General features: G+C 39.3%; 20 protein-coding genes. 9 read left to right on the top strand and 11 right to left on the bottom strand.

What is annotated here, in order from left to right; translation table 11 throughout:
• The first annotated feature begins 243 nt into the window (after positions 1-243).
• The 4 genes from AB0756_RS23870 (at position 244) to plsY (ending at position 3,845) form a co-directional block, all read left to right on the top strand.
• Positions 244-1,041 carry an MlaE family lipid ABC transporter permease subunit gene (locus AB0756_RS23870; RefSeq protein WP_038076761.1) on the top strand — a complete coding sequence of 266 codons (798 nt, stop codon included), beginning with the start codon at positions 244-246 and terminating at the stop codon, positions 1,039-1,041.
• Between the two features lie 39 nt (positions 1,042-1,080).
• Complete coding sequence (locus AB0756_RS23865; protein ID WP_038076760.1) at positions 1,081-1,467, top strand: DUF3119 family protein; 387 nt, start codon at positions 1,081-1,083, stop codon at positions 1,465-1,467.
• Positions 1,468-1,563: 96 nt separating this feature from the next.
• Positions 1,564-2,868 carry a DUF3086 domain-containing protein gene (locus tag AB0756_RS23860; RefSeq protein WP_038076757.1) on the top strand — a complete coding sequence of 435 codons (1,305 nt, stop codon included), beginning with the start codon at positions 1,564-1,566 and terminating at the stop codon, positions 2,866-2,868.
• 284 nt (positions 2,869-3,152) lie between these two features.
• Positions 3,153-3,845 carry a glycerol-3-phosphate 1-O-acyltransferase PlsY gene (plsY, locus tag AB0756_RS23855; RefSeq protein ID WP_038089764.1) on the top strand — a complete coding sequence of 231 codons (693 nt, stop codon included), beginning with the start codon at positions 3,153-3,155 and terminating at the stop codon, positions 3,843-3,845.
• A gap of 9 nt (positions 3,846-3,854) precedes the next feature.
• Here plsY and AB0756_RS23850 read toward each other — a convergent pair whose 3' ends face one another.
• Together AB0756_RS23850 and AB0756_RS23845 are read right to left on the bottom strand one after the other, a co-directional pair.
• Complete coding sequence (locus AB0756_RS23850) at positions 3,855-4,439, bottom strand: Uma2 family endonuclease (RefSeq protein WP_038089767.1); 585 nt, start codon at positions 4,437-4,439, stop codon at positions 3,855-3,857.
• A gap of 180 nt (positions 4,440-4,619) precedes the next feature.
• Positions 4,620-4,988 (bottom strand): EamA family transporter, encoded by a 369-nt coding sequence (locus AB0756_RS23845; protein ID WP_038089770.1) that lies wholly within the window; start codon positions 4,986-4,988, stop codon positions 4,620-4,622.
• 294 nt (positions 4,989-5,282) lie between these two features.
• On the opposite strand from AB0756_RS23845, the gene der reads away from it, so the two are divergent.
• From der to AB0756_RS23830, 3 genes are all read left to right on the top strand, one after another.
• A complete protein-coding gene (der, locus tag AB0756_RS23840; protein ID WP_038089772.1) occupies positions 5,283-6,644 on the top strand; it encodes a ribosome biogenesis GTPase Der in 1,362 nt (453 codons plus the stop codon).
• An 80-nt stretch (positions 6,645-6,724) separates the two neighbouring features.
• On the top strand, positions 6,725-7,645 hold the full coding sequence (locus AB0756_RS23835; protein ID WP_038089773.1) for an energy-coupling factor transporter transmembrane component T family protein: 921 nt from the start codon (positions 6,725-6,727) through the stop codon (positions 7,643-7,645).
• Positions 7,646-8,100: 455 nt separating this feature from the next.
• A complete protein-coding gene (locus AB0756_RS23830) occupies positions 8,101-10,299 on the top strand; it encodes an L-type lectin family protein (RefSeq protein ID WP_050045205.1) in 2,199 nt (732 codons plus the stop codon).
• A gap of 424 nt (positions 10,300-10,723) precedes the next feature.
• On the opposite strand, the gene AB0756_RS23825 is transcribed toward AB0756_RS23830, so the two are convergent.
• The 9 genes from AB0756_RS23825 to AB0756_RS23785 all read right to left on the bottom strand — a co-directional run bounded on the left by AB0756_RS23825 (position 10,724) and on the right by AB0756_RS23785 (position 24,233).
• Entirely contained in the window at positions 10,724-12,520 is a 1,797-nt protein-coding gene (locus AB0756_RS23825; RefSeq protein WP_038089776.1) for a glycosyltransferase family 2 protein, read from the bottom strand.
• 12 nt (positions 12,521-12,532) lie between these two features.
• Positions 12,533-14,851, bottom strand: coding sequence for a glycosyltransferase (locus tag AB0756_RS23820; RefSeq protein ID WP_050045204.1), 2,319 nt, complete (start codon positions 14,849-14,851; stop codon positions 12,533-12,535).
• A gap of 237 nt (positions 14,852-15,088) precedes the next feature.
• Positions 15,089-17,395, bottom strand: coding sequence for a glycosyltransferase (locus AB0756_RS23815; RefSeq protein WP_038089778.1), 2,307 nt, complete (start codon positions 17,393-17,395; stop codon positions 15,089-15,091).
• A 101-nt stretch (positions 17,396-17,496) separates the two neighbouring features.
• Positions 17,497-18,642 carry a class I SAM-dependent methyltransferase gene (locus AB0756_RS23810; RefSeq protein WP_038089781.1) on the bottom strand — a complete coding sequence of 382 codons (1,146 nt, stop codon included), beginning with the start codon at positions 18,640-18,642 and terminating at the stop codon, positions 17,497-17,499.
• An 11-nt stretch (positions 18,643-18,653) separates the two neighbouring features.
• Complete coding sequence (locus tag AB0756_RS23805; protein ID WP_167844746.1) at positions 18,654-20,291, bottom strand: glycosyltransferase; 1,638 nt, start codon at positions 20,289-20,291, stop codon at positions 18,654-18,656.
• Complete coding sequence (locus AB0756_RS23800; protein WP_038089784.1) at positions 20,281-21,429, bottom strand: DegT/DnrJ/EryC1/StrS family aminotransferase; 1,149 nt, start codon at positions 21,427-21,429, stop codon at positions 20,281-20,283. The genes AB0756_RS23805 and AB0756_RS23800 overlap by 11 nt, the downstream gene beginning before the upstream one ends.
• Complete coding sequence (locus tag AB0756_RS23795; protein WP_038089788.1) at positions 21,407-21,979, bottom strand: acyltransferase; 573 nt, start codon at positions 21,977-21,979, stop codon at positions 21,407-21,409. Before AB0756_RS23795 ends, AB0756_RS23800 begins: the two co-directional genes overlap by 23 nt.
• Positions 21,976-23,313 (bottom strand): ABC transporter ATP-binding protein, encoded by a 1,338-nt coding sequence (locus tag AB0756_RS23790; RefSeq protein ID WP_038089791.1) that lies wholly within the window; start codon positions 23,311-23,313, stop codon positions 21,976-21,978. Before AB0756_RS23790 ends, AB0756_RS23795 begins: the two co-directional genes overlap by 4 nt.
• 74 nt (positions 23,314-23,387) lie before the next feature.
• A complete protein-coding gene (locus AB0756_RS23785; RefSeq protein WP_038089794.1) occupies positions 23,388-24,233 on the bottom strand; it encodes an ABC transporter permease in 846 nt (281 codons plus the stop codon).
• A gap of 523 nt (positions 24,234-24,756) precedes the next feature.
• Between AB0756_RS23785 and petP the strand changes: the two genes are divergently transcribed.
• Positions 24,757-24,951, top strand: a complete 195-nt coding sequence (gene petP, locus AB0756_RS23780; protein WP_038089797.1) for a cytochrome b6f subunit PetP — start codon at positions 24,757-24,759, stop codon at positions 24,949-24,951.
• 142 nt (positions 24,952-25,093) lie between these two features.
• Positions 25,094-26,194: a Get3/ArsA fold putative tail anchor-mediating ATPase NosAFP gene (locus AB0756_RS23775; protein WP_038089800.1), complete on the top strand. Its 1,101-nt coding sequence runs from the start codon at positions 25,094-25,096 to the stop codon at positions 26,192-26,194.
• The last annotated feature ends 52 nt before the right edge of the window (positions 26,195-26,246 follow it).

Below are 26,246 nucleotides of genomic sequence, written 5' to 3'. Positions count from 1 at the left end.
AAAGGCAAATTTGCTGCGATCCAAGTACAGCAGGCATTTGACCGTAAACTGGGATTTGAGTTTAAATGAGAGCGAGTGCGAGCAACGCTTGAATTTCTGAAAAGAGCTTTAAACTTAGTTAATGAAAACAACAGGGGACGAGGGGACAAGGAGGACAAGGAAGATAGTATCTACTCTCTTGTCTACCCCCTCTCCCTTGTCTACCCAATCTAAAATTCAAACTCCAAAATCCACCCATCGCCAATGACAAATGACACATCTAAATCCAGTTTGGGAACGTGGAGTCAGCGATTGCTGGCTGCGACGTTCTTGAGTGGACAAGTCATTGTTCACTTACTTAGAGGAAAAATTCATCGGCGGAACACTTTAGAGCAACTAGCAGCTGTCGGACCGGATTCGCTGTTCATTGCCTTATTAACAGCTATTTTTGTTGGTGCAGTATTTACTATCCAGGTAGCAAGAGAATTTATTACCTTTGGTGCTGGCAATATTGTTGGTGGAGTTTTAGCTGTAGCGCTGACACGAGAACTGTCACCCGTGTTAACAGCAGTTATTATCGCGGGGCGAGTTGGTTCGGCATTTGCAGCAGAAATTGGAACAATGCGAGTTACCGAACAGATCGATGCTCTTTTGATGCTCAAAACAGACCCGATTGATTATCTTGTCATCCCTCGCGTCCTGGCTTGCTGCATTATGCTGCCCATTCTAACACTTCTATCCTTAGTAACGGGGATGCTTGGGGGAATGGCGATCGCAACAAATGTATACAATCTTTCAGATACCGTTTTTCTAGACTCAGCCCGGAATTTTTTAAACACCTGGGATATTCTGAGTGCAATGGTGAAAGCGTGTTGTTTTGGCATTCTCATTGCCGTTATAGGATGTAGCTGGGGATTAACGACAACAGGAGGAGCAAAAGGAGTGGGACAATCCACAACAACTGCTGTTGTGACTGCCTTATTGATTATATTTATTAGTAACTTCTTTCTTTCTTGGATCATGTTCCAAGGAGCCGGTAGTGCTTTAATGCAGGGGTTTTAGACCCAAATCCAAAAACCACAATCCAAAAACCAAAATCGTATGACGACTTCATACACCTCCAACTCGATATCAACCGTAGAACTTAAGCCCAGTTACAATATACCTGTGGTGCTGACGATCGCAGCAATTCCACTGCTTTTCGTGCAACCTTGGATCGGCTTATTTGTGACATTGCTTGGCTTGTTTCTGATGTTTCAGGCGGGAACAATACGTTTGAGGTTTACCGCCACCGATTTAGATATTTACAGAGGGGACAAATTAATTCGCTGCTTTCCCTATCGAGAATGGCAAAACTGGCGTATATTCTGGAATCCAATTCCCATCTTGTTTTATTTTAAAGAAATAAACAGCATTCACTTTTTGCCAATTATATTTGACCCCAAAACTCTAAAATCTTGTTTGGAAGAACGCTGTCCGCGCAATTAGTGTTAAGCCATCCTTAAACTTGGCACATAGCACTTAGGGCTGTATATTTCTGAAAGCTATTAACTCGCGTCCTAAAAGTTAAACTATTGTTATTTTATGAACTCAGAGGAATTTCAAACACCAAAACCAACTGATGAACCATTGATGACAAACCAAGAGCAAGAAATACAATCTGAACAACCAGATCAATCATCTGTGGAGTCGGTGGTAGAAATATCAGCGTCAAATCCCCAAGTTGAGACACAAGATCGACCCGCTTCTGTTTTATCCGTATCAGATGTAGAACCAACAGATATAACAGTTGGATCGACAGAAGAATCAACCACCGAGGGAGTGACGCAGTTAGAACAAGAAATTCCCACCCTGAGGTCAAACATAACATCAGAATCAGATAAGAGTCGCGAAGAAGTAGAAGCAGCGCAACGTCTCCAAGAGTTGCAACGCCAAGAACAAGCACTTAGAAGAGAAATAGTTAATCTACAAGCATCGTACAAAACCCTCCAATCGCAATTGGGGGAAACTCAAATGGCGATGTCACAATTGGTACAAGAAGCTTTGTCTCAGTTAGAACAACGCAAACAGGCGCTGCAAATTTCCGTAGAACAACTCGAACGCCGTCAAGAACGCATTCGGAACGAAATGCGGACAACTTTTGCGGGTTCTTCCCAAGATTTAGCAATTCGGGTACAAGGTTTTAAAGATTACCTGACAGGGAGTCTGCAGGACTTAGTCGCAGCAGCAGAACAGATGCAACTGGTGTCACCATCAAAACCAGAACCAGAAGTGCTTGAGGTGAGAGAGGTTAGATCGGAAGTTAAGCAGAAGGAACCGCAATCCATAACACCTCAATTTGCCCAACAGCAGTTTCAGGACACAATTAAACAAGTTCGCCGTTTGATTGACCAGTACCGCACCAAACCAGATTACTACGGTCCGGCTTGGCAACTGCGTCGCACCTTTGAACCAATTCATGCAGAACGAGTATCCAATTGGTTCTTTAACCAAGGGGGTCGAGGGGCTTTACGTACAATGGGTAGTCGGTTGCAGAATATTTTGATTGCCTCAGCAGTTATTTCAATCTTAAACAAACTTTATGGCGATCGAGTACGGACCTTAGTATTAGCAAATACACCAGAGCGTCTCGGAGAATGGCGGCGGGGTTTGCAAGATTGCTTGGGAATAGGTCGTCCTGACTTTGGACCCGATAGAGGCGTGGTATTGTTTGAAACACCAGAAGCCTTAGCACAAAAAGCAGAGAGACTGGAAAAAGCCAATTTATTGCCCTTGATTGTAATTGACGATTCTGAAGAGCAAATTAGCTTAGCATTGCTACAATTTCCGCTATGGCTAGCTTTTGCTCCTGACCCTAAAATGATGAGAACTTATGATGATGATTTTTAATGGCTAATAGCTAATGGCTGATGGCTGATGGCTAATGGCTGATGGCTAATGGCTAGTGGCTGATGGCTAATGGCTGATGGCTAATGGCTGATGGCTAATGGCTAATGGCTAATGGCTGATGGCTAATGGCTGATGGCTGATGGCTGATGGCTAATGGCTAATGGCTGATGGCTGATGGCTGATGGCTAATGGCTAATGATTGATGAAAGACTGGTAATTAACAATTGACAATTAGCTATTAGCTATTAGCTATTAGCTATTAACAATTAGCATTTTTTAAAATTATGACGACTTGGTTAAGTTTGTGCGGGGCGGTTTTGGTTTTGGCTTACCTACTGGGTTCGATACCTACGGGGTACACGGTAGGTAAGCTTCTTAAGGGTATTGATATTCGGGAAGTTGGTTCTGGTTCGACTGGTGCAACTAACGTACTCAGAACCTTGGGAACCGGACCGGGGGCTTTTGTTCTACTGGTGGATTGTTTGAAGGGAGTCTTGGCAATAGTCCTTGTTTACTGGTTTTTTAATTTTGCCTCAAGTCAAAGCTTTGTTCCTCCAACGGTAGATCTTCAATTATGGCAACCTTGGATGGTGACTTTGGCTGGTTTATTTGCTGTCTTGGGACATAGCAAATCTATATTTTTAGGCTTTAGTGGTGGTAAGTCAGTTGCTACCGGTTTGGGGCTTTTGCTGTCTATGAATTGGATGGTTGGTTTGGGAACAGCAGGTGTGTTTGCTGTTGTTGTGGCAATCTCTCGGATTGTTTCTTTGAGTTCTATTGCGGGTGCGATCGCAGTTCCTATTTTGATGGTAGTTCTACATCAACCACTACCCTACGTTTTATTTGGAGTTGTTGGTGGCTTATATGTCATTTGGCGTCACAGCAGCAATATTCAACGTTTGCTAGCGGGGACTGAACCAAAGATTGGGCAGAAGGTTCAGGTTGAAGTAAAATCAACCGCAAATTCAGCTAGTTAGATTTTTAAATCATTTACCAACAAGCACTTGTTTGGCATCTAAATCTAACTCTGGGAAAGTAGGAGAAATAATGTGTTCTTCTCCTACGTAAGTTATAGCATCATAAAAGCCTTCTACTAAGATGCACACTGTTATGACTTCTTGAATGGGATCGACAATCCAGTATTCAGGAATTCCAAGGACGGCATATTCGGAACGCTTACTTCGATAATCGGTGATTCTAGTAGATTCACTGACTACTTCGACTACAAGAATGGGCGGTGGTTCGTTAAGTTCGATAACTGCTTCCCGATTAGACAGCGCATCCCACTGTTCTACAGGTAAAACTACTACGTCTGGAACTCTTGATGTATCCCAACGCCCTCCACGTGGCGAACGAACTCCAACTGAGAATTTTTGTGCCGTCCAATTCCTTTCCATTTTGGCACTTTCATCATCAAACTTTCGTTCTAAAAACTTGGATATTCTACCATGTTTGCCAGTTCCAAGACTCATGGGAATTAATTCTCCATCAACTAGTTCGTATTGAGTATCTGTGCCATCGTTATATTGGAGGTACTCTTCAAAAGTCAGTTTTTTAATTGCGGCGGTCATTGCGATCGCACTCCTTATTGAGGACTGAATACAGCTATCATATTCTGAGTACTACTCTATCTTAAGTCGCTACTTCGGCAAGTTCTATAAGGGGAAGCGATCGCAGTTCTTATTTTGATGCTACTTTTGCATCAACCACTACCACTAGTTCTGTTTGGAGTTGTTGGTGGCTGGTAGTAATTATTTTTGCCAAACGACTAATATCACTCCACTAACAATTAAACCCAAGCCTACTAAACGTACAAGAGGAATTGATTCTTTGAATATGAAGTAACCTAACAAAACTGAGAAAACATAAACTAAAGATGCAGAAGGACCTGCAACGCTCAAATTGACTCTAGTCAAAAGCAGTATGTAGGCTAGAGCACCTAAACCATAACAGGCTAGCCCTGCTATTAACTCAGGTGTTGTGGCTATGCTGAGAATATGACTCACCGTATTGGCTGAATTCACTTTTCCCAACTTAACTGCACCTAACTTTAAAAAAAACTGCCCTGCGACACTCACTAAGACAGACATTAATAGTAAACAGAATTCTTGCCAATTCATACAGTCTCATCAATTTATTTATTAAGAACCGCTAGTGCAAGCGATGATAACTAAAATTTATATAATTTTCCCGTGTTATAGCAATCGTATTTGATTTTTGAAATATATGTAGTAGGTAGGTCTATGCCGCATATTTGCTGTTGATGAGCATTACCTACCCTACAATACTTAAAATTTTTCACAAATCATTTATGATTACTATATATCTCATCAGAGGCAATACAACTGTTTGCGTAAAATTTAGTCTAAGCTAGCTAAAATAAAGATTTGGAGCATTGTGCATCCGTAATTATTATGCGTCTTCCTATCGTAGCTATTATTGGTCGCCCTAATGTGGGCAAATCTACCTTCGTCAACCGTTTGGCTGGAGAACAGTCTGCTATTGTACATGATGAACCGGGTGTAACTCGCGATCGCACTTACAGAGAAGCATACTGGAACGATCGCGATTTTTTGGTTGTAGACACGGGTGGTTTAGTATTTAATGACGACACGGAATTTTTACCGTTGATTCGCCAACAGGCAATGGCAGCTTTACAAGAAGCAAGCGTTGCTATCTTTGTGGTAGACGGTCAGACAGGACCGACACCCGCCGATGAAGAAATTTCGGAGTGGTTGCGACAACAAACAGTTCCCGTCCTGTTAGCTGTAAATAAGTGTGAATCCCCAGAACAAGGCTTAATTCAAGCTGCTGAATTTTGGGAATTGGGATTGGGGGAACCTTTTGCCGTTTCTGCCATTCATGGTAGCGGAACGGGGGATTTACTTGATGCGCTCATAACTTATCTTCCTGAAACCAAGGACATCCCAGCAACGGAGGAAATTAAAGTCGCAATTGTGGGACGACCAAATGTCGGCAAATCAAGTTTGTTGAATGCTTTTGTCGGAGAAGAAAGAGCGATCGTGAGCCCAATTTCTGGTACCACCCGCGATGCGATTGACACGGTTGTGGAACGCGACGGGAAAACTTATCGCTTAATTGATACCGCCGGGATTCGCAAAAAGAAAAATGTGGAATACGGTCCGGAATTCTTTAGCATTAACCGTGCTTTCAAAGCAATTCGTCGTGCTGATGTGGTTTTATTGGTCATAGACGCCCTAGATGGAGTGACCGAGCAAGACCAAAAGTTAGCCGGACGCATTATTGAAGATGGTCGAGCTTGCGTCCTGGTTGTTAATAAATGGGATGCTGTAGAAAAAGATTCTTACACTATTTACGATTACCAAAAACATTTGGAAGAGCGACTGCACTTTACTGAATGGGCAGAAATCATCTTTGTCAGCGCTTTGACCGGGCAAAGAGTCGAGAAGATTCTAGAATTGGTTGATAGAGCTGCTCAATCTCACAAACGTCGCGTGAGTACAGCAGTTGTTAACGAAGTTTTGGAAGAAGCTATCGGCAGACACACTCCACCCGTTTCTCGTTCCGGTCGTCAGGGTAGAATTTATTACGGAACTCAAGTTAGCACTCAGCCGCCTACAATAGCATTATTTGTTAACGAAGCTAAACGCTTTAACGACAACTACCGCCGTTATATTGAGCGACAATTTCGTCAGAATTTGGGCTTTCAAGGGACTCCCATTCGCATACTGTGGCGAAGCAAGAAAACCCGTGATGTTGAAAGTACCAATGCAAATCGAGCTACACGCGTTTAGAATTATGAATTATGAATGATGAATTATGAAGTCAAGATTCTACATTCATAATTCATAATTTATAATTCATAATTCATACAATGGATTTACTGCGATCGCTTCCAATTGGTCTTTATTTAGAACAACCACAAACTTGGCTGCACAAGCTAGACCCGCGTGTCAAGTTTTTTTGGTTGATGAGTTTTCTGACAACCTATTTATACGCCAACAATTTTTGGCGCGTACTGCTGGTTGTTATCTTAATTCTGGCAACTTTAATTGCTCGGATTCCCAGACGGGTTTGGGGACAGCAAATGGGTTGGCTGTTAGTTTTGTGCTTTTTTGTGCTTTTAATTTTATCTGTTAGCCCCGATGGTTACGGTATAAATTACCATCCACGTTTGCCTACCAAACAAGCTGTGGTGAAACAAACTACTCCTGCTCCTGTAGTAGCGCCTCTACCGGGAAGTACGCGACAGGATTATAACTACGTGTTGTTTGATAAAGCACCTGTGAGAGTCTCTCGCCACTCTGTCGATTTGGCTATCCGTGTTAGTACAATGGTATTTACATTAATATATAGTACAAATTTATACTTATTAACAACGGCTCCAGAGGAAATTACAGCCGCTATAGAAAACTTGATGCAACCACTGCAAAGGTTGAAAATACCTGTTACTGAAATTACTTTGACATTGACTTTGTCTTTGCGGTTTATTCCTCTTGTTTTGGAAGAGATTCAGAACTTGATCCGTTCTATTATGACCAGGGCAATTAATTGGAAAAAATTGGGATTAAAAGGAGCAGTTAAAGTTTGGATGCTCGTTGCAGAAAGACTTTTGGAAAATTTACTCCTTAGGGCAGAACAAATGGCAAATGCGATGATGGTAAGAGGTTTTACCAGCCCTAGCGAACATCGAGTCCAGTGGCATAATTTACGTTTGGGAAGACGTGACTGGTTAGCGATCGCATTTCTGATCCTATTTTGGGGTGTGCGATTGGCAATAGGAACAGATGTATAAATTATTATTATAGGAATAATCTTGTATTGCTGGTTACAGCAGTGGTATTTTCATAAGGATAATAAATCTTATTCAGGGTTGTGCGTCTAAATTAGTACAGCACTGTGTTTTGTTGTGCATAGGATAAGGGATTTCCAAGAGATTATAGTTATTTAATCTTGTGGGACGGGCGTCTTCGCTCGTTATATACTAGTGGCGGGATAGAACGCTTCACCATAAGGAAAAATTGAATATTTTTGAATTGGAAGTCTCTAAGATCCAAGTCATCAAAGTTAAAGCACAAGAGCTACACAGAAAAAGTTTACAAGAGGCTAACCTTCTTAAAAAAATCAAGAAAGATACGCGCTCGATACCGTTTGTATAAATTTGTATAGATTGGAAATCTAAGGTTTCGGTTAACAATACAGTTAATCGAGGGATTGCTTTTCATTAGCAAAACTGTTGGAGCTGGAATTATGACAGACAACATTTTAACCGAAAGCTTTATCGGTAGCGATGTTACCCAAAAGAGTTGGATATTTGGTCACACAGGAGACTCTCTTGACCCTTTTCTAACTGCTCGTAGCGGACCTGCGCCAGTTGGAGGTTTGCCTGGTGGATCGACGGCGATCGATCCAGAAGGTAGTGGTGCTCTTAGGCTGACAAATAACTTAGAGTCACAAAGTACTTTTGTCCTTTACAACCAGCCTATCAATAGAGCGAGTGGTTTGTCCATTAACTTTGACCTCTACTCCTATGGGGGAACTGGTGCAGATGGAATCAGTTTCTTCTTGATTGATGGCAGTGCAAACCCAACAACGGCTGGCGCATCTGGTGGTTCGTTGGGTTACTCTTCGCGAAGCGTCGATCCTATTGAAGACGGTATAGTTGGAGGCTATATTGGTATTGCCTTTGATGAGTTTGGTAACTTCTCCGATCCAGTAGCTGGTTCAGATGGACCGGGTCTACGACCAGATTCTGTTGCAATCCGGGGTAGTCAAGCAACAAATTACAAATATTTGACAGGAACTACAGTACCAGAAGGCACTAGTATTGATAACCCTGGCGATGGTGCAACTCGCGCTAATTCCAAACGCAATGTTCAGATTGATCTGACTCCAGAAGGGTTAGTGTCGGTTCAGATGGATCTGAATAACAATAATGTTTTTGATGACAATGAAAAACTGATTACCAATTTTAACGTAACTGCTGAATCAGCAAACAACGCTCCTTTACCGCAAACCTTTAAATTTGGGTTTTCTGCTGGAACGGGAGACTTAACTAATGTTCACGAAATTAACAACTTTAGAACGAGTACACTCACGGGTTCTTATATTCCTTTGGTAAATATTGCTAATACCAATGTGAATACTGTGCCTGAAAATGGAAATTTAACTATCACTACCCAACTCGATCGCCCAACTTCAAGTGAAGTCACTATACCTCTCACTTTATCAGGTACAGCAGTTAACGGTGTTGATTACAATATTCCCACCTCTATTACCTTTGCACCAAATCAACAGACAGCTAGCGTTACCCTGACACCTGTTGATAATACGGGTCTTGCACCTAATAAAACGGTTGCGATCGCGTTAGGAACACCAACCAACGCTCAACTCAGCCCTCAGAACAATAACTTCACCGTCACAATTCTTGACAATGACGACCCTGCATTACAAGGGTCTTTCAATTTTGAAAACCAGCTTCGCGTTTTGGTCAATCGAGGTAATGACTTAGTTACCTTGTTGTACGACGACCAGTACTATCTCAGTAACAATCCTGATGTAGCAGCTGCCGTTGCTAACGGTCAATTCAGCAGTGGCTTTCAACACTTCCAGCAGTTTGGTCGCTTTGAGGGACGCGATCCGAGTATAATATTTAGTAATAGCTTGTACTTGAGCCAGAATCCAGATGTTGCAGCTGGTGTTGCCCAAGGGTCTCTTCGCAGCGGTTTTGAGCATTTCATTAACTATGGGTTTAAGTCTTACGAACATCGAGATTTAAGAATGCTATCCTTTGACGAAGGTTACTACTTATCTCAAAATCAAGATGTGTTGGCAGGAGTCAGAGCAGGAGTATTTGATAGTGGGTTTGAACACTACCTGTTATATGGACAAAAAGAAGGGCGCAACCCCAGTCGTGAGTTTAATGAAGCTTATTACTTAGCCAACAACCCAGATGTGAGTGATGGTGTCACACAAGGCTTTTTTCAAAGTGGCTTCGATCATTATATTCGCTTTGGGATATATGAAGGGCGAAATCCCATCAGTACCTTTGACAATAGCCAGTATGTATCTGCAAATTTAGATGTAGCAACAGCCGTTACTCAAGGTAACTTCTTGAGAAGTGGGACAGAGCATGCTGTAAGATATGGGCAATATGATGGTCAGGCGTTCTTACCACAGGTATTTGACGAACAGTATTATTTGACGCAAAATCCAGATGTAGCTGCTGGTGTTACTCAAGACATATTGACGGGCGGCTTGGATCACTATATAGTATACGGACAAAAAGAAGGGCGTCGCCCCAGTACGTCTTATGATGAAAACTTCTATTTGACTAGGTACTCAGATATAGCTAACGGAGTTGCACAAGGATTTTTTAAGAGCGGCTTCGAGCACTTCATTCTATATGGACGAGCAGAAAATCGATTAGGGGTCAGTAGTCTACCATAGAAATTTTGACAGATTGAGTTGGTCTAGCTCCCGGACTTCTGTGAGGACACAGCTGGCGAATTGATTTTAAAGAAGGCAGAAGTCCTCTCGTCTGAGGGTAGAAGGTTCCCCACGCACGCCATATGCTTTAACCGGGGGAACCCCGCCAACGCAAGCATACTTTTGAAATTGAAAGTTAGTAAAAGCAGGATATTGCCAATCCCGATTTATACCAGACAATATCACCTTCACCTACCTCACCCTTGAAGGGTGAGGATTGCTCAAGCCAATTTGAGGAACGTAAGTGGTGATTACCGCATTGAGACACAGTTTGGATGACAACTAAACCCAACGTTATTGATTTTTGATAATAAGTGTTAGTTTTATTGTTCAATAACTTAGTTTAGAAGCGCTATTTACAAATATTTATAATTTGCTAAATTTACTAAAATAATTCAAAATTAGGAGAGTTGGAAGACAGATTTATATTATAGTACGGGTCTTTTTCCAAAGTTTTAAAGTAGTTTTGCCATCTTTTGTTAAATATCTTGACATCTTCCGCTCTTAAGCCTTCTTTTTGAGTCCTTGTTAATTCGTAGTAAATTAACTGAGAATAGGGCGTTACTACGTTTCGATATCCAGCTTGATGAGCTTTCAAGCATAAGTCTATATTATTGTAGTTAAAAGAAAACTCTTCATTTAAACCTCCTAACTCTTGGAACACCTCTGTTCGTATCATTAAGCAAGCAGCAGATACGGCTAAGTAGTTTTTATTGACGATATTTGAACAAAAATAACCAGGGTATTCACTGTCAAAATCGTAGAAGGCGTGATAAGGATTTCCTTGGAGAATCACAATCCCGACGTGCTTTATTCTTTTATCGGGTGACAAAAGTTTTGCCCCTACTGCACCAATCTCTCTCTGTTGTGCGAATTCTACCATTGACTCCAGCCAATCCGGTTTAATCACCTGCACATCATCACTTAGTAAAAGTAAGAATTGCCCTTTAGCTTTGGCTGCTCCTATGTTGACTCGCTTAGATAAGTTCGACGTTTCATCACAAGAAATTTGTTGCACATTAACAGATGAAATTGCCTCTAGAGTTATCTCTGGAATATCATCTCCACTAACCACAATAATTTCAAAATTGTGATAAGTACTAACTTGCTTAATACTACGGATACAATTTTCCAAAAGACACAAAGAACCAGAAGGGGTATCAATGCTTTTTCCCGAACTGGGAATTATTATACTAATCAAGGGATGCCCAACAATATTGCGTCGAATTCTGTAGATTCCTTGGTTAGCAGTCATTTCTACAATCCCTGGATATGCCGAACGTTCTAACATATTTTCTAGCGCCTTTTGAGCAGCAATATATGCCCAAGGCTTAGCATCTGCTCCCGATGCAGCTGAGGCTGGAATAGCTCGCCAGTGATAAAGAATTTTGGGTATGTGATAGATGTTTTGAGTTTTTTCTACAACTCTCAGTACAAGATCGTAATCCTGAGAACCGTCATACTTGCTACGAAAACCACCAATTTCACGGATAAGTTTAGCCCGATATACACCTAGATGACAGGTGTACATACAGGAATAAAAATACTCTGGAGACCAGTCCGGTTTGAAAAATGGTTCGTAACGGTTACCTTTAGTATCTACCTTATCTTCGTCACTATAAATAAAATCTGCATTAGGGTGTTCGTTAATAAGCTTGGCATTTTCAAATAATGCATTAATAGCTAATTCATCATCGTGATCTAGAAGGACGATGTAGTCTCCTGTAGCCAATTCTAGAGCTGAGTTACTAGCAGCTGAAATGTGCCCGTTTTCTTGACGGAATACAACTTTTATTCTTGAATCAAGTTTACTGTATTTATCTAAAACTGTGCGAATATGAGGTTTGGTTGAGGCATCATCAGCAATACAAAGCTCCCAATCTGGATATATTTGATTGCAAACAGATTCAATTGCTTTCTTCAGCCATTGTTCCTCTACGTTGTAAACAGGGACAATAACCGAAAATTTAGGTCGAATTTGCCACTGGGCAATTTGTACCTGAGCAGATGCAATATCTTGTTTAGTTAAGCGATTTGCTCTTATCCATTTTTGATAGTTTTTCTTGCCTTGAAATTTACGTGCAATACGTTCATATAGGAAACGCAACAGGTGTTGGATTCCTCTTTCTTTCCATACAAGCTTAAGTTTTCTCAGCTTTTTAATAATATTATAAAATTTCATTAGCATCTTTATTTATGACTCATTTGTTGGCAAACCGAGCTTTCGCTTAATCTTTAACCAGAGTGTTCGTAACCTCCAAAATTTACTGGTTTCCATTGCGGCAATTCGCTCTCTTGATTGTTGCAACTGAAATTCCAATTCTTTGAATTTTGCAACTAAATTTTGTTGTCTTTCATCTTGCACTTTTGTTGATTGTAAAAGTTGCTGTGTAGCTGTTAGCAGCATATATATTTGGCGAGGAGACCATTCTGAAGGAGGTATTTGAGATAGGTATTGGCGTAAGTAATACTGTTGTTGCTCTTCAACTGCACCGCGAATCATTGAATCAGGACGTATCCTGTATTCGTAGAGCGGGTAAGGATAGTAAGTAATTTTTTCTTTGGTTGCAACTGCAGCCGCCATAAGTCCCCAATCGTGTGTCCGAACTTCTTTATCTTCAGGATGTGTAAATTTCCTCAAAAAGTTTATAGAAAATAGCGAACAAGCATCTCCACAAATATTTGTTCTCAGAACGCTCGGTATATAACCACCTGTAAAGATATAATATCCCGAACTCAAATCAAAATCTTTTTTGATACAAGTAGTAATGGTAGCTTCAGAACTTTGAGCAGCACTCACAAACTTTTCTATCCCAAACGGTAGCAGCACATTATCAGCATCAAGTGGTAAGAAATAATCTCCTGTCGCCCGGTTAATTAAATAGTTACGAGCCGCACCTAAACCAATGTTTTTTTCTAAAGAAATGAAGCTATAATTTGTAAAAATTGACTGACATTGCTTAAAAATTTCGTTAGTATATTCATCTGTGGAAGCATCATTCAACACAAAAACTTCTAAATTTTGATAGGTTTGCTTGTCTACACTGGTCAAACATTCCATCAAATACTTGCCCAAGTTGTAACAAGTGACTCCTATCGTAACTTTTGGATTGGTATTCGTTACGATCGCACCTTCTGTGTACGATTGTTCAATATGGTATAATTTTCGCTTAATTAAATTCTGGTTAGTTTTTATCAGAATATTTTTATCGGGAACTTCTATGACTTCTGAGTTGGTAGAAAGTAATTTTACAATTTGAGTATAAAGAGAATAGGAGTTCTTTGGTTGAAACCAGTAAACTTCAGAGAAACGGTTTATGAGATTAAGTGTTTCCCGAAAGCCATCTATATCTGAAACAATCAATCTCACTGGTAATTGCCCAACTTCTAAAGTACTATTGGGAAAATTTTCCTGCGAACTAGTCAGACATACAATTGGATGGTGTAAGCTACTTACTAAATTCAGTGCTTCTTGACTGGATAAATCTGAGAAAATATCATACCTAATGTGATGTTTGCCTATTTTTTCTGCAATATATTCCTGACTAGTTAGATGTTTTAATTTTGAGGATTGAAGTTGAACTATTTTTCCTAAAAAAATAATATGTATTTGGTTAGTTAGTGAATCTTCTAATAGACTAATTGCTTCTAGAAACTCACTTAGACCTTTTCTTTCTTCTAACCGACCAAAAAAAATAATTGGTATACTATTTGCAGCTAGTTTTTCTAGTGCTCCGTTCAAATGACTTTGTTTTTTCTGAAAAGATTCTATTATAGGTATGAAATTTGGCATATGAATAGCATGGGAAACATTCCATCCATAGCTAGAAACTTTTGATTGCAAATAGTAGGACGGAAAAAAAGGTAAATCAGCGTTTTCGTATGAGTATTGTTCGTAGTGACAAACTTGCAAAAAGTCAAGTGAATTCGTAGGTGTATAAGTTTCATTAACTTCATAAAGCCACTCGTGCCCGCTATGTAATGTGACGCCAGTAGTACACTTATTTCCAAGTAAATTTGATTCTTTTGCCTGAATAGTACGGTATCCAAGTCCCAACCACTCATGAAACTCAATATAAATTTGATAGTTTTGAAAGGTGTTAACCAAGGCTTGAGTGAAGAACAAGCAGCAAAAACTTTGATAATCTATTGAATTTGATTTAGTAGCTGCTAAAATATCAAAATGAATGGGTTGAAGAGTTAGAATTTCCTGAATTTCATAAATAGTGAATACATTTTTTATATGCGATAATTGTGGATTTTCTGCAAGATTAACTTCCTTGTTACATAATAACAAGATAATATACCAACCTTCTGATGCCAGGTTTTCACTCAAATTTCTATAATAAGTACCAATTCCACCATTTTTAAAAAAGCCTTCGTACTCATTAGTTACTAAGAGGGCGATCTTTTGATTGTCTTCTATAAAGAAAGAATTTTGAATATTAGTTTGAAATTTCAATTCGTACTCATTCTCTGATAATATTCTTAAAGATTCTTGTTTCTCTGCCATAATTTGGATTGCTTTTCTAGTTTTTCTATATACATAGTATAATTGCTTGTTTCAGGTTAAATTGACATTAAGTTATAATCCAAAAAGCAAGAGAAATAGACCTCAAACAAAAAAATAAAATAAACACAGGCTCTCCTTCTGGTGTTTTCATTTAAAGTTTCTTGGCAGATGCTATCTATATTTTTTCTAAAGAAGACTAAAGATTGAGGATTTACTAAATATTATTGAATTATCAATTCATGGTTCTTCTTGTGTTAAACCTAGCTTCTGCTTAATCTTAAACCACAGTCTCCGGATTTTCCAAAATTTGGAAGTTTCCATTGCATTCTTTCTGTGCCAAAGTGTATTCCTTTCGTGCTCAATATGGCATTTTTCCTGTTCGATTCTATGTTTCTCCTGCTCAATATGACATTTTTCTCTCCAGATAATTTCTAACAATTTTTCTTGAGATGTATGTTCCAGTACAAAAACTAGCAATTCCTCAGCTATACTAAGGTTAACTTCGACATCGAGATCTGATTTCCGCAATGTTATTGCTTCTGCAAAAATAGACTCCATGCGATCGACCATAGCATCTAAGGAAAAATATTCGGCAATGCGCTGACGGGCTGAAAAGCCAATTTTATCGCGTAACTCTGGATTTTGGATCGACGGTACTAAAACTTCTAAATAAGCTTGTAGTTCATCTGCATCACCCTTACCCTTATCAATTAAAAACCCGGTTCCTGGTATAACTAGTTCGCTTTGTCCCCCGACATTTGAAGCCACCACAGATAACTTCATTGACATAGCTTCATAAATTGCTAAGGAGATGCCTTCATATTCTGTAGGTAATAGTAAAATGTCAGATGCAGAGTAAAAATCAACCATTTGCTCTGGTTGAACTGGTGGTAAAATGAGGAAAAACTGCTGCAACCCAAGCTGCTCAATTTTAGCTTGCATCTCAGGCAGCAAGTAGCCTTGTCCCAAACAAATAACTACCACTTTCAAAGATTTCTTGGCAAGTTCCCGGACAATGTCAACTACAAAAAATGGACGTTTTTGGGGAACAATCCTAGCAGGAAATAGGAGCACGACTGTATCGTCAGAAATTTTCAACTGCGATCGCAATGCCGTTCGTTTTTCATAACTAGGTGTCCATTTGTCAACATCTTCATTGGTGTAACAAACTCTTAATTTAGGTTTAGTATCTGGTTTCAACTTCTGGTAAAACTCAGCTAACCATTTTGACGAAACTATTTGACAATCTAACAACTGGCTGAATTGGCAAGAAACTCTAGGATAACCGCACTGACGCCAACCTGGATCGTCACAATGGACATAATCAACAAAAGCAACATGAGGAAATTCTTTACGTAGGAAGGGTAATAGATAATACGCAATATAAGAATTAGAAATATAGACAACATCAATTTGACGAGACTCTATTATGTAGCGTGCGAAGGTAAGCCAGTGAGTCTCATGCAAAAAATTAGCTAGATGGAAAATGTTTGGCGTAACAGCATAAAAGTGTTGATGCCAAGAATGCTCGGATTTTAAAGTTGTAGCAATAGTGATATCGTAACCTCTATCAGCTAACAGGCTAATTAAATCGAGATTGAACTTATCTGCTCCACCAACTTCAAGATGCGGAAAGAAACAGAGAATGCGCTTCCCCGATATCTGGTTTTCAAGTTTATTTTTGAAAGGAACTTGAAAGGTTTTAAAATCAGCATCAAAAGCTGAGATTTTTTTTAATTCTAAATTTGAAAATTGATTTTTTACAAAAAACTCTTGATAGCGTGACTGAATTAACTCTATGACTTGTCTTTCACGTGTAGCATCTCCACGAGATGTTAAGAAAAGACGAGAATTATTACGACGATAGCAATGTAAATATTCTGGTATTGTCCATCCTTTTTGATGATTGACTATTGCTTTTAGCCATCTTTCCCAATCTTCATAAAACCTTAAATTTTCATCGAATCCACCTAACTTATCAAAATCCGCTTTTCTATACATCAACATGACTGTAACCCAGTTATGTTGAATAAAGGCAGAAGTTTGTTGAAATCCGTGATTCCACCAATATTCTTGCTGTTGAAATCCTACACAGTAGGAATTAACAAAAGAAAATTCTGGATGAGTTTCTAGAAACAGAACGCACTTCTCTATGTAAGTTGGATCGATTAAATCGTCCAAATCCATAAAAAATAAGTATTTACCTGACGCTTGGGATATTGCTGTGTTTCTTCCTGTAGCTATCCCGTGATTCAAATTATGATATATTGTCTTGATTTTTAAAGATCTTTGTGTAAGAGAGCTGAATAGATCGATGGCATTTGGCTCGGTAGAACCATCATCTACTATAATCCATTCAAAGTCTTGAAAAGTTTGGTTCTTCAGACATTGATAAGTTTCTTCAAAATATTTATATTCATTGAAAAAAGAAGAAATGATAGATACTATAGGAGTAGGATTAGCAGAAGGGGAATAATTAAAATCTCTAGATTTTAATAGTTCGATGAATTGAGCAATGTTTTGAGAGGGTTTGACTTCAGACATAATGCCCTACATTCTTTATTAACTATAGTCCAAAAAACGTTGAGATTTGAGACAACTGTGTTCTTAAGTTTCGGTGCTTTTTGTTGACAAGCACTCTAGTTCTAGAGGAGTTTATTGGAGTTAGATTGTGAATGCTGTTGTTCTACCTGAATTTGCTGTAGTCGCTCTAGCGATTGCTCTAATTTAGCTTGGGTTTGTTGTAACTGGAATTCTAATCTTTCAATCTGTGGCTGAGCCTCCTCTGCTTTTTGCTTCCAATTATGATACTGGATTTCAAGCCACTCTTTACCTGCTTGAAGTTTTTGTATCCAAGCTTGTGAGTCTTCCCATTGTCTTTGATTTTCTTCTGCTTGCTGTTTCCAAATCTCGTATTGAGATTGCAGCCAAATTTTACTATTTTGTAGTTCTTTGACAAGAGACTGGGAGTGTTTCAGTTTTTCCTGCGTTTGTTGCAGTTTCAATTCCAATTGCTCAATCTCACGAGAATTGTCTTGAGATTGAGATGAAGTTCGTTTAACTTTTTTAGGTTTTTGGAAGACACACACACAATTCCAAGCTTCTTGGTGCTGCTCTTTCATTATCAGTTGGCAATACTCCACCATTCTCCGTAAAGAGTCGGGACTATGGTAATAATACTGCCCTAAAGTACATTTACCACCTTGATACCATTGATTATTCTCTTCAATCCTTTCCCAAGATTCTGGAACGGAGTTTATCGCATAATGACATACACCCTCCGCACCCGGAGTAAGAACGCGATAAATTTCTTGGGTATATGGAAATGTATCTTCTAAGGCAATATGCACAAATACATCAAAGCTAAAGAAAAAATCTATGCTTTCATTGGGAATTTGATGAAAATCAAAACCGTTGGCTAGTACATACTCAACATTAAAGATTCCTAAAGACTCACAACGCTCCTTCGTTCTTTTCAACATCTCTTCAGAGACATCTAAAACAATAAGTTTTTTGACTTTTGGCGCTATTCGAACAGTCCACTTTCCACCACCAGGTCCTACTTCTAAAACAGTCTGTTCCGCTCTAAGAAAGCGCTCGGCATACATGGTAAAATAAAAATTATCTCGCTTTCGTTCTAGCGTATCGTCATCGTTCCATTCTTCACCTAAATAAGAATATTTATTGCCAAATTCTTCCTCCCACGTTTGACTATATTGATTCCAATCTTTTGCATAACGATTGGTTTGATTGTTTATACTATTTAAGTCTTGTTCTTCTAAGTTATTCATACTTTTGTGACTCAAGTTATTTTTTGAAAAATCCTTGCTTTCAAGGAGTGCCAAACTTTATTCAATTTCCATAATTTACTATTTTCCAATTTTTTAAAAGTCTCATACAACTCCTCTAGTTCAGCTTGTGTTTGTTGCAGATGAGATTGCGATCGCTCTAGTTCAGCTTGTGCTTGTTGCAGATGAGATTGCGATCGCTCTAGTTCAGCTTGTGCTTGTTGTAACTGCAATTGTAATCTTTCGACTTGTGTGTGAGACTCCTCTGCCTTTTGTCGCCAAATATTGTACTGGGATTGCAACCAGTCTTTGCCTTCCTGAAGTTCCTGTACGCTCAGTTGTGATTTCTCCCATGCGCGTTGAGCTTCCTTTGCCTTTTGCTGCCAAACATTATACTGGGATTGCAGCCAGTCTTTACCTTCTTGAAGTTCTTGTACGCTCAGTCGTGATTCCTCCCATGCGCGTTGAGCTTCCTTTGCCTTTTGCTGCCAAACATTATACTGGGATTGCAGCCAGTCTTTACCTTCTTGAAGTTCTTGTACGCTCAGTCGTGATTCCTCCCATGCGCGTTGGGATTCCTTTGCCTTTTGCTGCCAAACATTATACTGGGATTGCAGCCAGTCTTTGTCTTCCTGAAGTTTTTGTATCCTGACTAGTAAATGGTTTAATTGAGATCGAGTATCTTGCAATTGAACTTGCGTGCCATCTACTTGCAATTTATATTCATCCAACAAATTAACCAGCAAGCTATGATTTGAGGAGTTTTGCAAAATTTGAGCAAAAGAGTCAAAGTCCTGAAATTTTACAGCTTCAGTACAAACCAACTGTTGTAACAAATTAGATTTGATGGTAATGCTCGCATTAGAATAGTTTTCATTTTTTAAAAAAAGGAACACGTACTGATTAATTAAATCGTTTCTTTGTTTTTCTACTAAAAAACGTTTAAAATATTTTACAAAAATATATGCCGTTTCCAAAAAAGCTCTTGGAGGATTTTTATGAGTAATGTTTTCTCCATGAGATCGGTAAAAAGTTAGATTTTCTGTTAAAATATCAAAGTGACATTGACTTACAAAACATCTAATCCAAAATTCATAATCAGGTGTATGAATGAGTTGATTGTTGAACAACCCAACACGGTCATGCAGTTCTTTTCTCATCATCATTGATGAGTGGCATAAATGATTTCGCCATATCCAGTTCTCAGGGTAATTGAGATTTAGATCTTGATTAAACCATGCTTCATGCGTTTCATGAATAATTTGGCTTTTGGCGTTAATTTCAATAATAAATGTTCCCAAAATATCAGTTTCAGGGTGTGATTCCAAAAATGCTACTTGCTTTTCCAGTTTATCAGGTGCAATGTAGTCATCTGAATCTAAACTGCAAATATACTTGCCTTGACAAAGTGCATAAGCTTTGTTGTATGCTTGACCTGCACCCTGATTTGTTTCAGAGGTCAAGACTTGAATTCTATTATCTTGATAAGAGTAGATAATTTCTAAAGAGCGATCCCTAGAGCCATCATCACTAACGATCAGTTCCCAATTTTGATAAGACTGAGATAGTACCGATTCTATTGTCTGACCTATGTACTTGTCATAGTTGTAAGAAGTTAGAATGATAGATACTAGCGGCTGATTAAAACTCATTTTTCTTACATCCTATAGCAGTCAAGATAGCGCAAATTCTTTCAATATCATCCGTAGTTAAGTTGCCATACAAGGGTAATGATAAAACTTGTTTTGCTACGACATTTGCCACAGGAAGGTTAGCACTATTTGCAGAAGGCAAATGCTTATAGCAGGCGTAATCGCTACACAACGGATAGAAATATTTGCGCGTGAAAATATTATATTTTTTGAGTTGATTATATATATAGTCTCTGTCAACACCAAAAAGTTCCGGTTCAATCCGAATTACAAAATACTGGTAACTACTGGTAACACCGGGCAGTTGTGGTAAAAGCGTAATTCCAGGAATACTTTGTAAACATCTGCGATAAGTATCTACCAATCGCTGTCGCTTACTTCTTTCTTCCTCCACATAGTCCAATAAAACTAGACCTAAAGCTGCCTGAATTTCATTCATCTTACCGTTGATTCCAGGCATAACCACTTCTTCTTCGTTTTTAATACCAAAATTTTTCAACAAGTCAACACTTGTTTTCAAATGAGGTGCAGCAAACAGCAAGACGCCTCCCTCAGCTGTATGAAACAGTTTAGTGGCGTGTAAGCTCATCATTGACAAGTCACCAAAGTTACCTATGCCCACTCCGTTGATTTCTACCCCAAAAGCGTGAGCCGCATCATAAACGACTTTTAAACCATACTTGTTAGCGATATTCTGGATTGCGACCACATCACAAGGAGTACCATAGACATGAACTCCCAAAATTGCCGTAGTCTCCGGGGTAATCATCGACTCAATCTTACTAGCGTCTATATTCATCGTCACTGGATCGATGTCACAAAAGATTGGTTTGATGTTGTTCCAGGTTAATACGTGAGGGGTAGCCGGGAAGGTAAAAGGAGTAGTAATCACTTCTCCAGAGAGACGCAAGCTTTGACAACCAACTATCAGAGCTACTGTACCATTATTAAATAATGACAAATAAGGAACTTTGAGGAATTCCTGCAACTGTTTCTCAAGTTGTTGATGTTGCAGTCCATTATTTGTCAGCCATTTACTGTTCCAAATTTCCTTAAGCTTATCGTTAAATTTTTCTAAATCTGGTAGCAGGGGACGAGTTACATAGATTGGTTGTTCAAAGGGTTGATTTCGACTCATTGTTAATTAAACCGCTATCTGAAACGCTGTTTTGTTCTAGCAAATATTTTTCGTAATTTTTCAAAACCCCTGCTTTATCTCTCTCTCCAATTTTTTTATTTCCGATATAAATTCCCCAAGGTTCTAAATTTCTAGTAACGACAGAACCAGCCCCCACTGTAGCACCTTCACCAACAGTCACACCGGGAAGAATGACACTGTTGGCACCAACAACTACGAATTTACCTATGTGAATCGGTCTTCGCTTAACATTTCTATATTTTTCGTCTAATGTAGAGTTGCCAAATCCCCATTCTTTAAAATCATCTGAACCAGTAAGAATCCTAATCCCAGACGATAGTGCTGAAAAATCTTCCATAACGAAGCTTTCACCGCCGGTTATTGAAGTGAATGATGCGATATGAACGTAATTTCCTATTTTGATTGTTTTCTTAGCATGAATAAATACAAAATCGTCAATAATTATATGACTACCAAACTCTATATTTTCTATACCTACGATTTTTGTATATTCAAAAGTTGTGACTCCTGGTAGGCTGTATTTACTCATAACATTGAAGTCTCATATTTTTGCACGTCCACACAATTTTCCCAATGCACGCTGCCATATAAACGAGATCCTTTTCTTGGTGATACAGTAAACTGAACTGCTAATGGTACAAAGTCGCAAAAATCTACTTTGCCAATTTCAAGAATGAGTGGTACTGAGAGAACGCAAGCAATATTGTAAATACCTTGACATAAGGAAATTTTAAAGTGCCAGTCTATAATGTATTTCTCTCCTTGTTTAACCGATTTAAGATTTCTATCCTCAATTATACTGTCAGAATAGACAATATCACTTCCATTTTTATCCCTAATATGATAACCGTATGCCAATTCTTCAATGTCCTCATGAATCTCAATAGCCATTCTCAAGATGATTTTTTGCTCGTAATCAAGATTAGAAATTTCCTTTTCTTCAACATCTAAAATTTGTATATTAGCAAAATTTGCTTTGCCATTTTGAATTCTTTGAAAAGATGCTTTTTTTCTAAAAACTTCATTCTGAGAAAATGTAGATTTTCTATCTAATAAAAATTTGTCATTTTCTAATGGTTGAAAATTAGAAGAAATGTCTGGAAGCACTGGTTTAATAACAAATTGTTCGCCTTCAACCTTCATGGTAAAATACTGTTCGACAATTGTGTCAGCTAAACCATAGCCAATCAATTCTCCATGATTCAATAAAACTGCTTTACGACAAAGAGTTTTGACTGCACTAGTATCATGACTTACAAAAAGTACTGTAACTCCTGCATCCATCATTTGTCGCATCCGCGCCATACATTTTGCCTGAAAAAATAAATCCCCCACAGATAAAGCCTCATCCACAATGAGAATATCTGGATTAACATGAATGGCAGAGGAAAAAGCCAATCTTACATACATCCCACTTGAATAAGTTTTAACTGGCTGATCGATGAAATCTCCTATATCAGCAAAAGCAGCAATGCGATCGAAGCGAGAGTCCACCTCTTGCTTGGAAAGCCCCATAATCGCCCCATTCATATAGACATTCTCGCGTCCTGTGAACTCCGGGTTAAACCCAGCCCCTAACTCCAATAAGGCTGCAACTCTTCCATTGACTTGGACTTTTCCACTTGTTGGTGTCAATGTGCCGCAAATCACTTGTAGCAGCGTAGACTTACCTGCTCCGTTACGCCCAATGATACCCATAGTTTCGCCTTTCATAACATCAAAAGAGAGGTCGCGCAAAGCCCAAAATTCTTGAGCATAGGCTTTTCCAGGCAGCAATATCTCTTTTAATCGATCGATTGGACGAGCATAGCGCTTAAAGCACTTTGAAACATTTTCTAAAGAAATTGCTATTTCTTCTCCCATACTGCCACTGCGAATCCTTAAAACTCGTAAACTATACCGACGTTCCAACTTCTCAAGGAAGCTTTAGACAAAGCTTATAATACATCCGCAAAAGCAGGACGGAGACGTTTGTAACACCACAAACCACTAGAAAAAATGATAATTGCAATTATTGAAGCAACTGCCCACTCACCCCAGTGCTTTACCTCTCCCTCCAAAACTAAGTCCCTGTAAACTTCACCAACTGCTGTCATGGGATTTAACCAGAACACCCATGGTCGAAAATTTTCTGGAATCGCTTTGGCAGGATAAATAATTGGTGTTAAGTATAACCAAAGGTTTAAAATAACACTTAATGACTGTGGTATGTCTCGAAGAAATACAGTCAGTCCTGCTGCCCAATAACCCAAACCTGAAGTTAACAATAACTGTGTCAACCAAATTAACGGCAAAAGTGCTAAGGTAGTGTGAAGAGTATGAGTATGTAAAGCTACAAAAAAAATCAATGCCATTAAACCAAAAGCACTTTCAATAAAAGTCGATAAAACTGGCACTAGTGGTAATAAACTGAGGGGAAAAACTACCTTCTTGACTAAGTTTGGTTGTATCACTACCGAACTAGCTGCCAGAATTAAACCACCACTAAATGCTATCCAAGGTAATAATCCAGCAAACAGCCATAAACCAAAAGTAAAGTTATTTTGCGGTAAACCTTTAAGGTCTAATTTTACTTTAAGGACAATTGAGAAAACATAAACATAAATTGCTAATTGCGATAACTGATTCAATAAAGGCCAAAAATTGCCTAAAACAGAACCTTTGTAACGGGCCTCTAGATCCCGCCTAACTAAAGTTCTCAGCAAGTCAAACTTTGCCCACCACTGCTCGCTAATGGGCAAAATGCGCCTTAGCTTTTCCACCTTCCGTATGACTCTCCGCATTGTCGGCATCAATTTCAGCTTCCTCGCTCACTACCTACACACCTAATTTCTTTCAATGAAGCTGACTTTCAATGAAAGTTCCTATTGTATAAGTTATTGTCCCATGTCTATAGCAAGTTGTCAGGATTGATTCCCAATAATCGTAACTGCTCTGCTAACTGTTGCGCTGTAACAAACATTGGCTTGTACCTACTGATTGATTAATGTCATTCTAGTACAAAAAGGCAGGGGGCTGAAGAGAGAACGCAGAAGGTGTAAAAGCTTGTATTATGTGCTTTTAAAGGTTTTTAAAGGACAGGCTTGTTTATCTCTTGCTGTACTAGTCATGAGTAGCTATCTACGATATAGAAATTTCCAAGAAATAAACTATACATCTTGTGGGATAGGTGTCCTCCCCCGTCTTCTATATAATGGCAGTCCCTAACAACTAACAACTAACCACTAACTACCAACCACTAACCATCTCCCTCTAAGTACCAGATTCCGCTAAACTGAGTCTTGGTTTATCGTTTTGTAAACTAGCATGGAAATTGGACAAAAGGTTAAAGTCTTCCGTTTACGCGATCGCGTTTCTCCCCCTATTGCCAAAAGGCTCGGACAAGTTGGCACAATTGAAGGTTACAAAGTCACCGATGGACGTGGTGTTGGTGTCGTCGTGAAATTTGATGATAACTTCGCCACTTGGTTCTTTGAAGACGAGATCAAAGTTGTGCAGTAAAGGGAAACCAATCCCCATTCGCTATTGGCGCAGATGCCCTCTTTGAGGGCTTGCCATATAAGAACTAAGGATATATGAGCAAGCTATAAGCCAGTGCTAAGTTGGAGTTGAAAGAATCGGCGGTATCAATAGGAATCAAGTAATGTCCCTAATATTGACATTTTTGGGAAAGGGCAGTTCTGCTCGCACAAAAGTCGCGATCGCATCTGCCAAATTATTAGCCAGCCAAGGCAATCGCGTACTTCTAGCAGGACAAGCGGAACCAGCACTGCCAATTCTGCTAGACACCACTCTCGGTCCTGACCCCCTAGAAATCGCTCCCAATTTGCAGGTCGTACAGCTGCAAGCTGCAGTGCTGCTAGAACGAAGTTGGGAAGAAGTCAAAAAACTTGAAGCGCAATACCTCCGTACCCCAATCTTGAAAGAAGTATACGGTCAAGAACTAGCAGTTTTGCCAGGAATGGATAGCGCCCTCGCTTTAAACGCAATCCGCGAGTACGATGAAAGCGGCAAATATGACGTTATCATCTATGATGGCATGGGAGACACCACCACCGTGCGGATGTTAGGAATGCCAGAGTCCCTCAGTTGGTATGTGAGGCGATTTCGACAATTATTTGTCAATTCCGATTTTGGAAAAACAATTTCCGAATCCCCATTAATTCAACCACTCATTGGTACTTTTTTTAACATCAATTGGACAACAGATAACTTTGCCCAACCAACCAACCAAGTCAATAATTTTTTAGACAAAGGAAAAGCTGCCCTTGCCGATCCAAAAAGAGTTGCGGCTTTCCTCGTCACTACCAACGATCCCATTGAAGTCGCAACAACGCGCTATCTTTGGGGCAGTTCACAACAAATCGGTCTAACCGTTGGTGGAGTTATCCTCACATCATCCGACACAACCACTAACTGGAGCGAACAATTTACTCCACTCCCAGTCAGTGTAGTACCTGATGTCAAAACGGGAGACTGGCAACCTCTGATAGATGCTCTACCTAATTTTGTAGAGCAAGCCGTCAAAGCGCCCAAACCCATTGAAATAGACGTACACGCGAAGCAAGTACGCTTATTTTTGCCGGGATTCGACAAAAAACAGGTCAAACTGACCCAGTACGGACCAGAAGTCACAATAGAAGCAGGAGACCAACGCAGGAATATCTCCCTTCCTCCCGCCCTCAGTGGCAAACCCATAACTGGTGCGAAGTTTCAAAATAATTATTTGATAATCTCATTTTAGAGAAGAGCTAATGGCTAACAGCTAATGGCTAATAGCTAATGGCTAATAGCTA

It is taken from the genome of Tolypothrix campylonemoides VB511288_2 (genome assembly GCF_045999855.1).
In the GTDB taxonomy this organism is placed as follows: domain Bacteria; phylum Cyanobacteriota; class Cyanobacteriia; order Cyanobacteriales; family Nostocaceae; genus Scytonema; species Scytonema bouteillei_A.
This window is presented reverse-complemented; position numbering and strand designations above follow the sequence as displayed.

Coding starts and splice junctions, on each gene's coding strand:
- AB0756_RS23850 (WP_038089767.1), bottom strand. CDS start 4,439: ATGACCGCCGCAATTAAAAAACTGACTTTTGAAGAGTACCTCCAATAT.
- plsY (WP_038089764.1), top strand. CDS start 3,153: ATGACGACTTGGTTAAGTTTGTGCGGGGCGGTTTTGGTTTTGGCTTAC.
- AB0756_RS23775 (WP_038089800.1), top strand. CDS start 25,094: ATGTCCCTAATATTGACATTTTTGGGAAAGGGCAGTTCTGCTCGCACA.
- AB0756_RS23805 (WP_167844746.1), bottom strand. CDS start 20,291: ATGAGTTTTAATCAGCCGCTAGTATCTATCATTCTAACTTCTTACAAC.
- AB0756_RS23845 (WP_038089770.1), bottom strand. CDS start 4,988: ATGAATTGGCAAGAATTCTGTTTACTATTAATGTCTGTCTTAGTGAGT.
- der (WP_038089772.1), top strand. CDS start 5,283: ATGCGTCTTCCTATCGTAGCTATTATTGGTCGCCCTAATGTGGGCAAA.
- AB0756_RS23870 (WP_038076761.1), top strand. CDS start 244: ATGACAAATGACACATCTAAATCCAGTTTGGGAACGTGGAGTCAGCGA.
- AB0756_RS23790 (WP_038089791.1), bottom strand. CDS start 23,313: ATGGGAGAAGAAATAGCAATTTCTTTAGAAAATGTTTCAAAGTGCTTT.
- AB0756_RS23785 (WP_038089794.1), bottom strand. CDS start 24,233: ATGCGGAGAGTCATACGGAAGGTGGAAAAGCTAAGGCGCATTTTGCCC.
- AB0756_RS23825 (WP_038089776.1), bottom strand. CDS start 12,520: ATGAAATTTTATAATATTATTAAAAAGCTGAGAAAACTTAAGCTTGTA.
- AB0756_RS23795 (WP_038089788.1), bottom strand. CDS start 21,979: ATGAGTAAATACAGCCTACCAGGAGTCACAACTTTTGAATATACAAAA.
- AB0756_RS23815 (WP_038089778.1), bottom strand. CDS start 17,395: ATGTCTGAAGTCAAACCCTCTCAAAACATTGCTCAATTCATCGAACTA.
- AB0756_RS23865 (WP_038076760.1), top strand. CDS start 1,081: ATGACGACTTCATACACCTCCAACTCGATATCAACCGTAGAACTTAAG.
- AB0756_RS23820 (WP_050045204.1), bottom strand. CDS start 14,851: ATGGCAGAGAAACAAGAATCTTTAAGAATATTATCAGAGAATGAGTAC.
- AB0756_RS23800 (WP_038089784.1), bottom strand. CDS start 21,429: ATGAGTCGAAATCAACCCTTTGAACAACCAATCTATGTAACTCGTCCC.
- AB0756_RS23810 (WP_038089781.1), bottom strand. CDS start 18,642: ATGAATAACTTAGAAGAACAAGACTTAAATAGTATAAACAATCAAACC.
- petP (WP_038089797.1), top strand. CDS start 24,757: ATGGAAATTGGACAAAAGGTTAAAGTCTTCCGTTTACGCGATCGCGTT.
- AB0756_RS23830 (WP_050045205.1), top strand. CDS start 8,101: ATGACAGACAACATTTTAACCGAAAGCTTTATCGGTAGCGATGTTACC.
- AB0756_RS23835 (WP_038089773.1), top strand. CDS start 6,725: ATGGATTTACTGCGATCGCTTCCAATTGGTCTTTATTTAGAACAACCA.
- AB0756_RS23860 (WP_038076757.1), top strand. CDS start 1,564: ATGAACTCAGAGGAATTTCAAACACCAAAACCAACTGATGAACCATTG.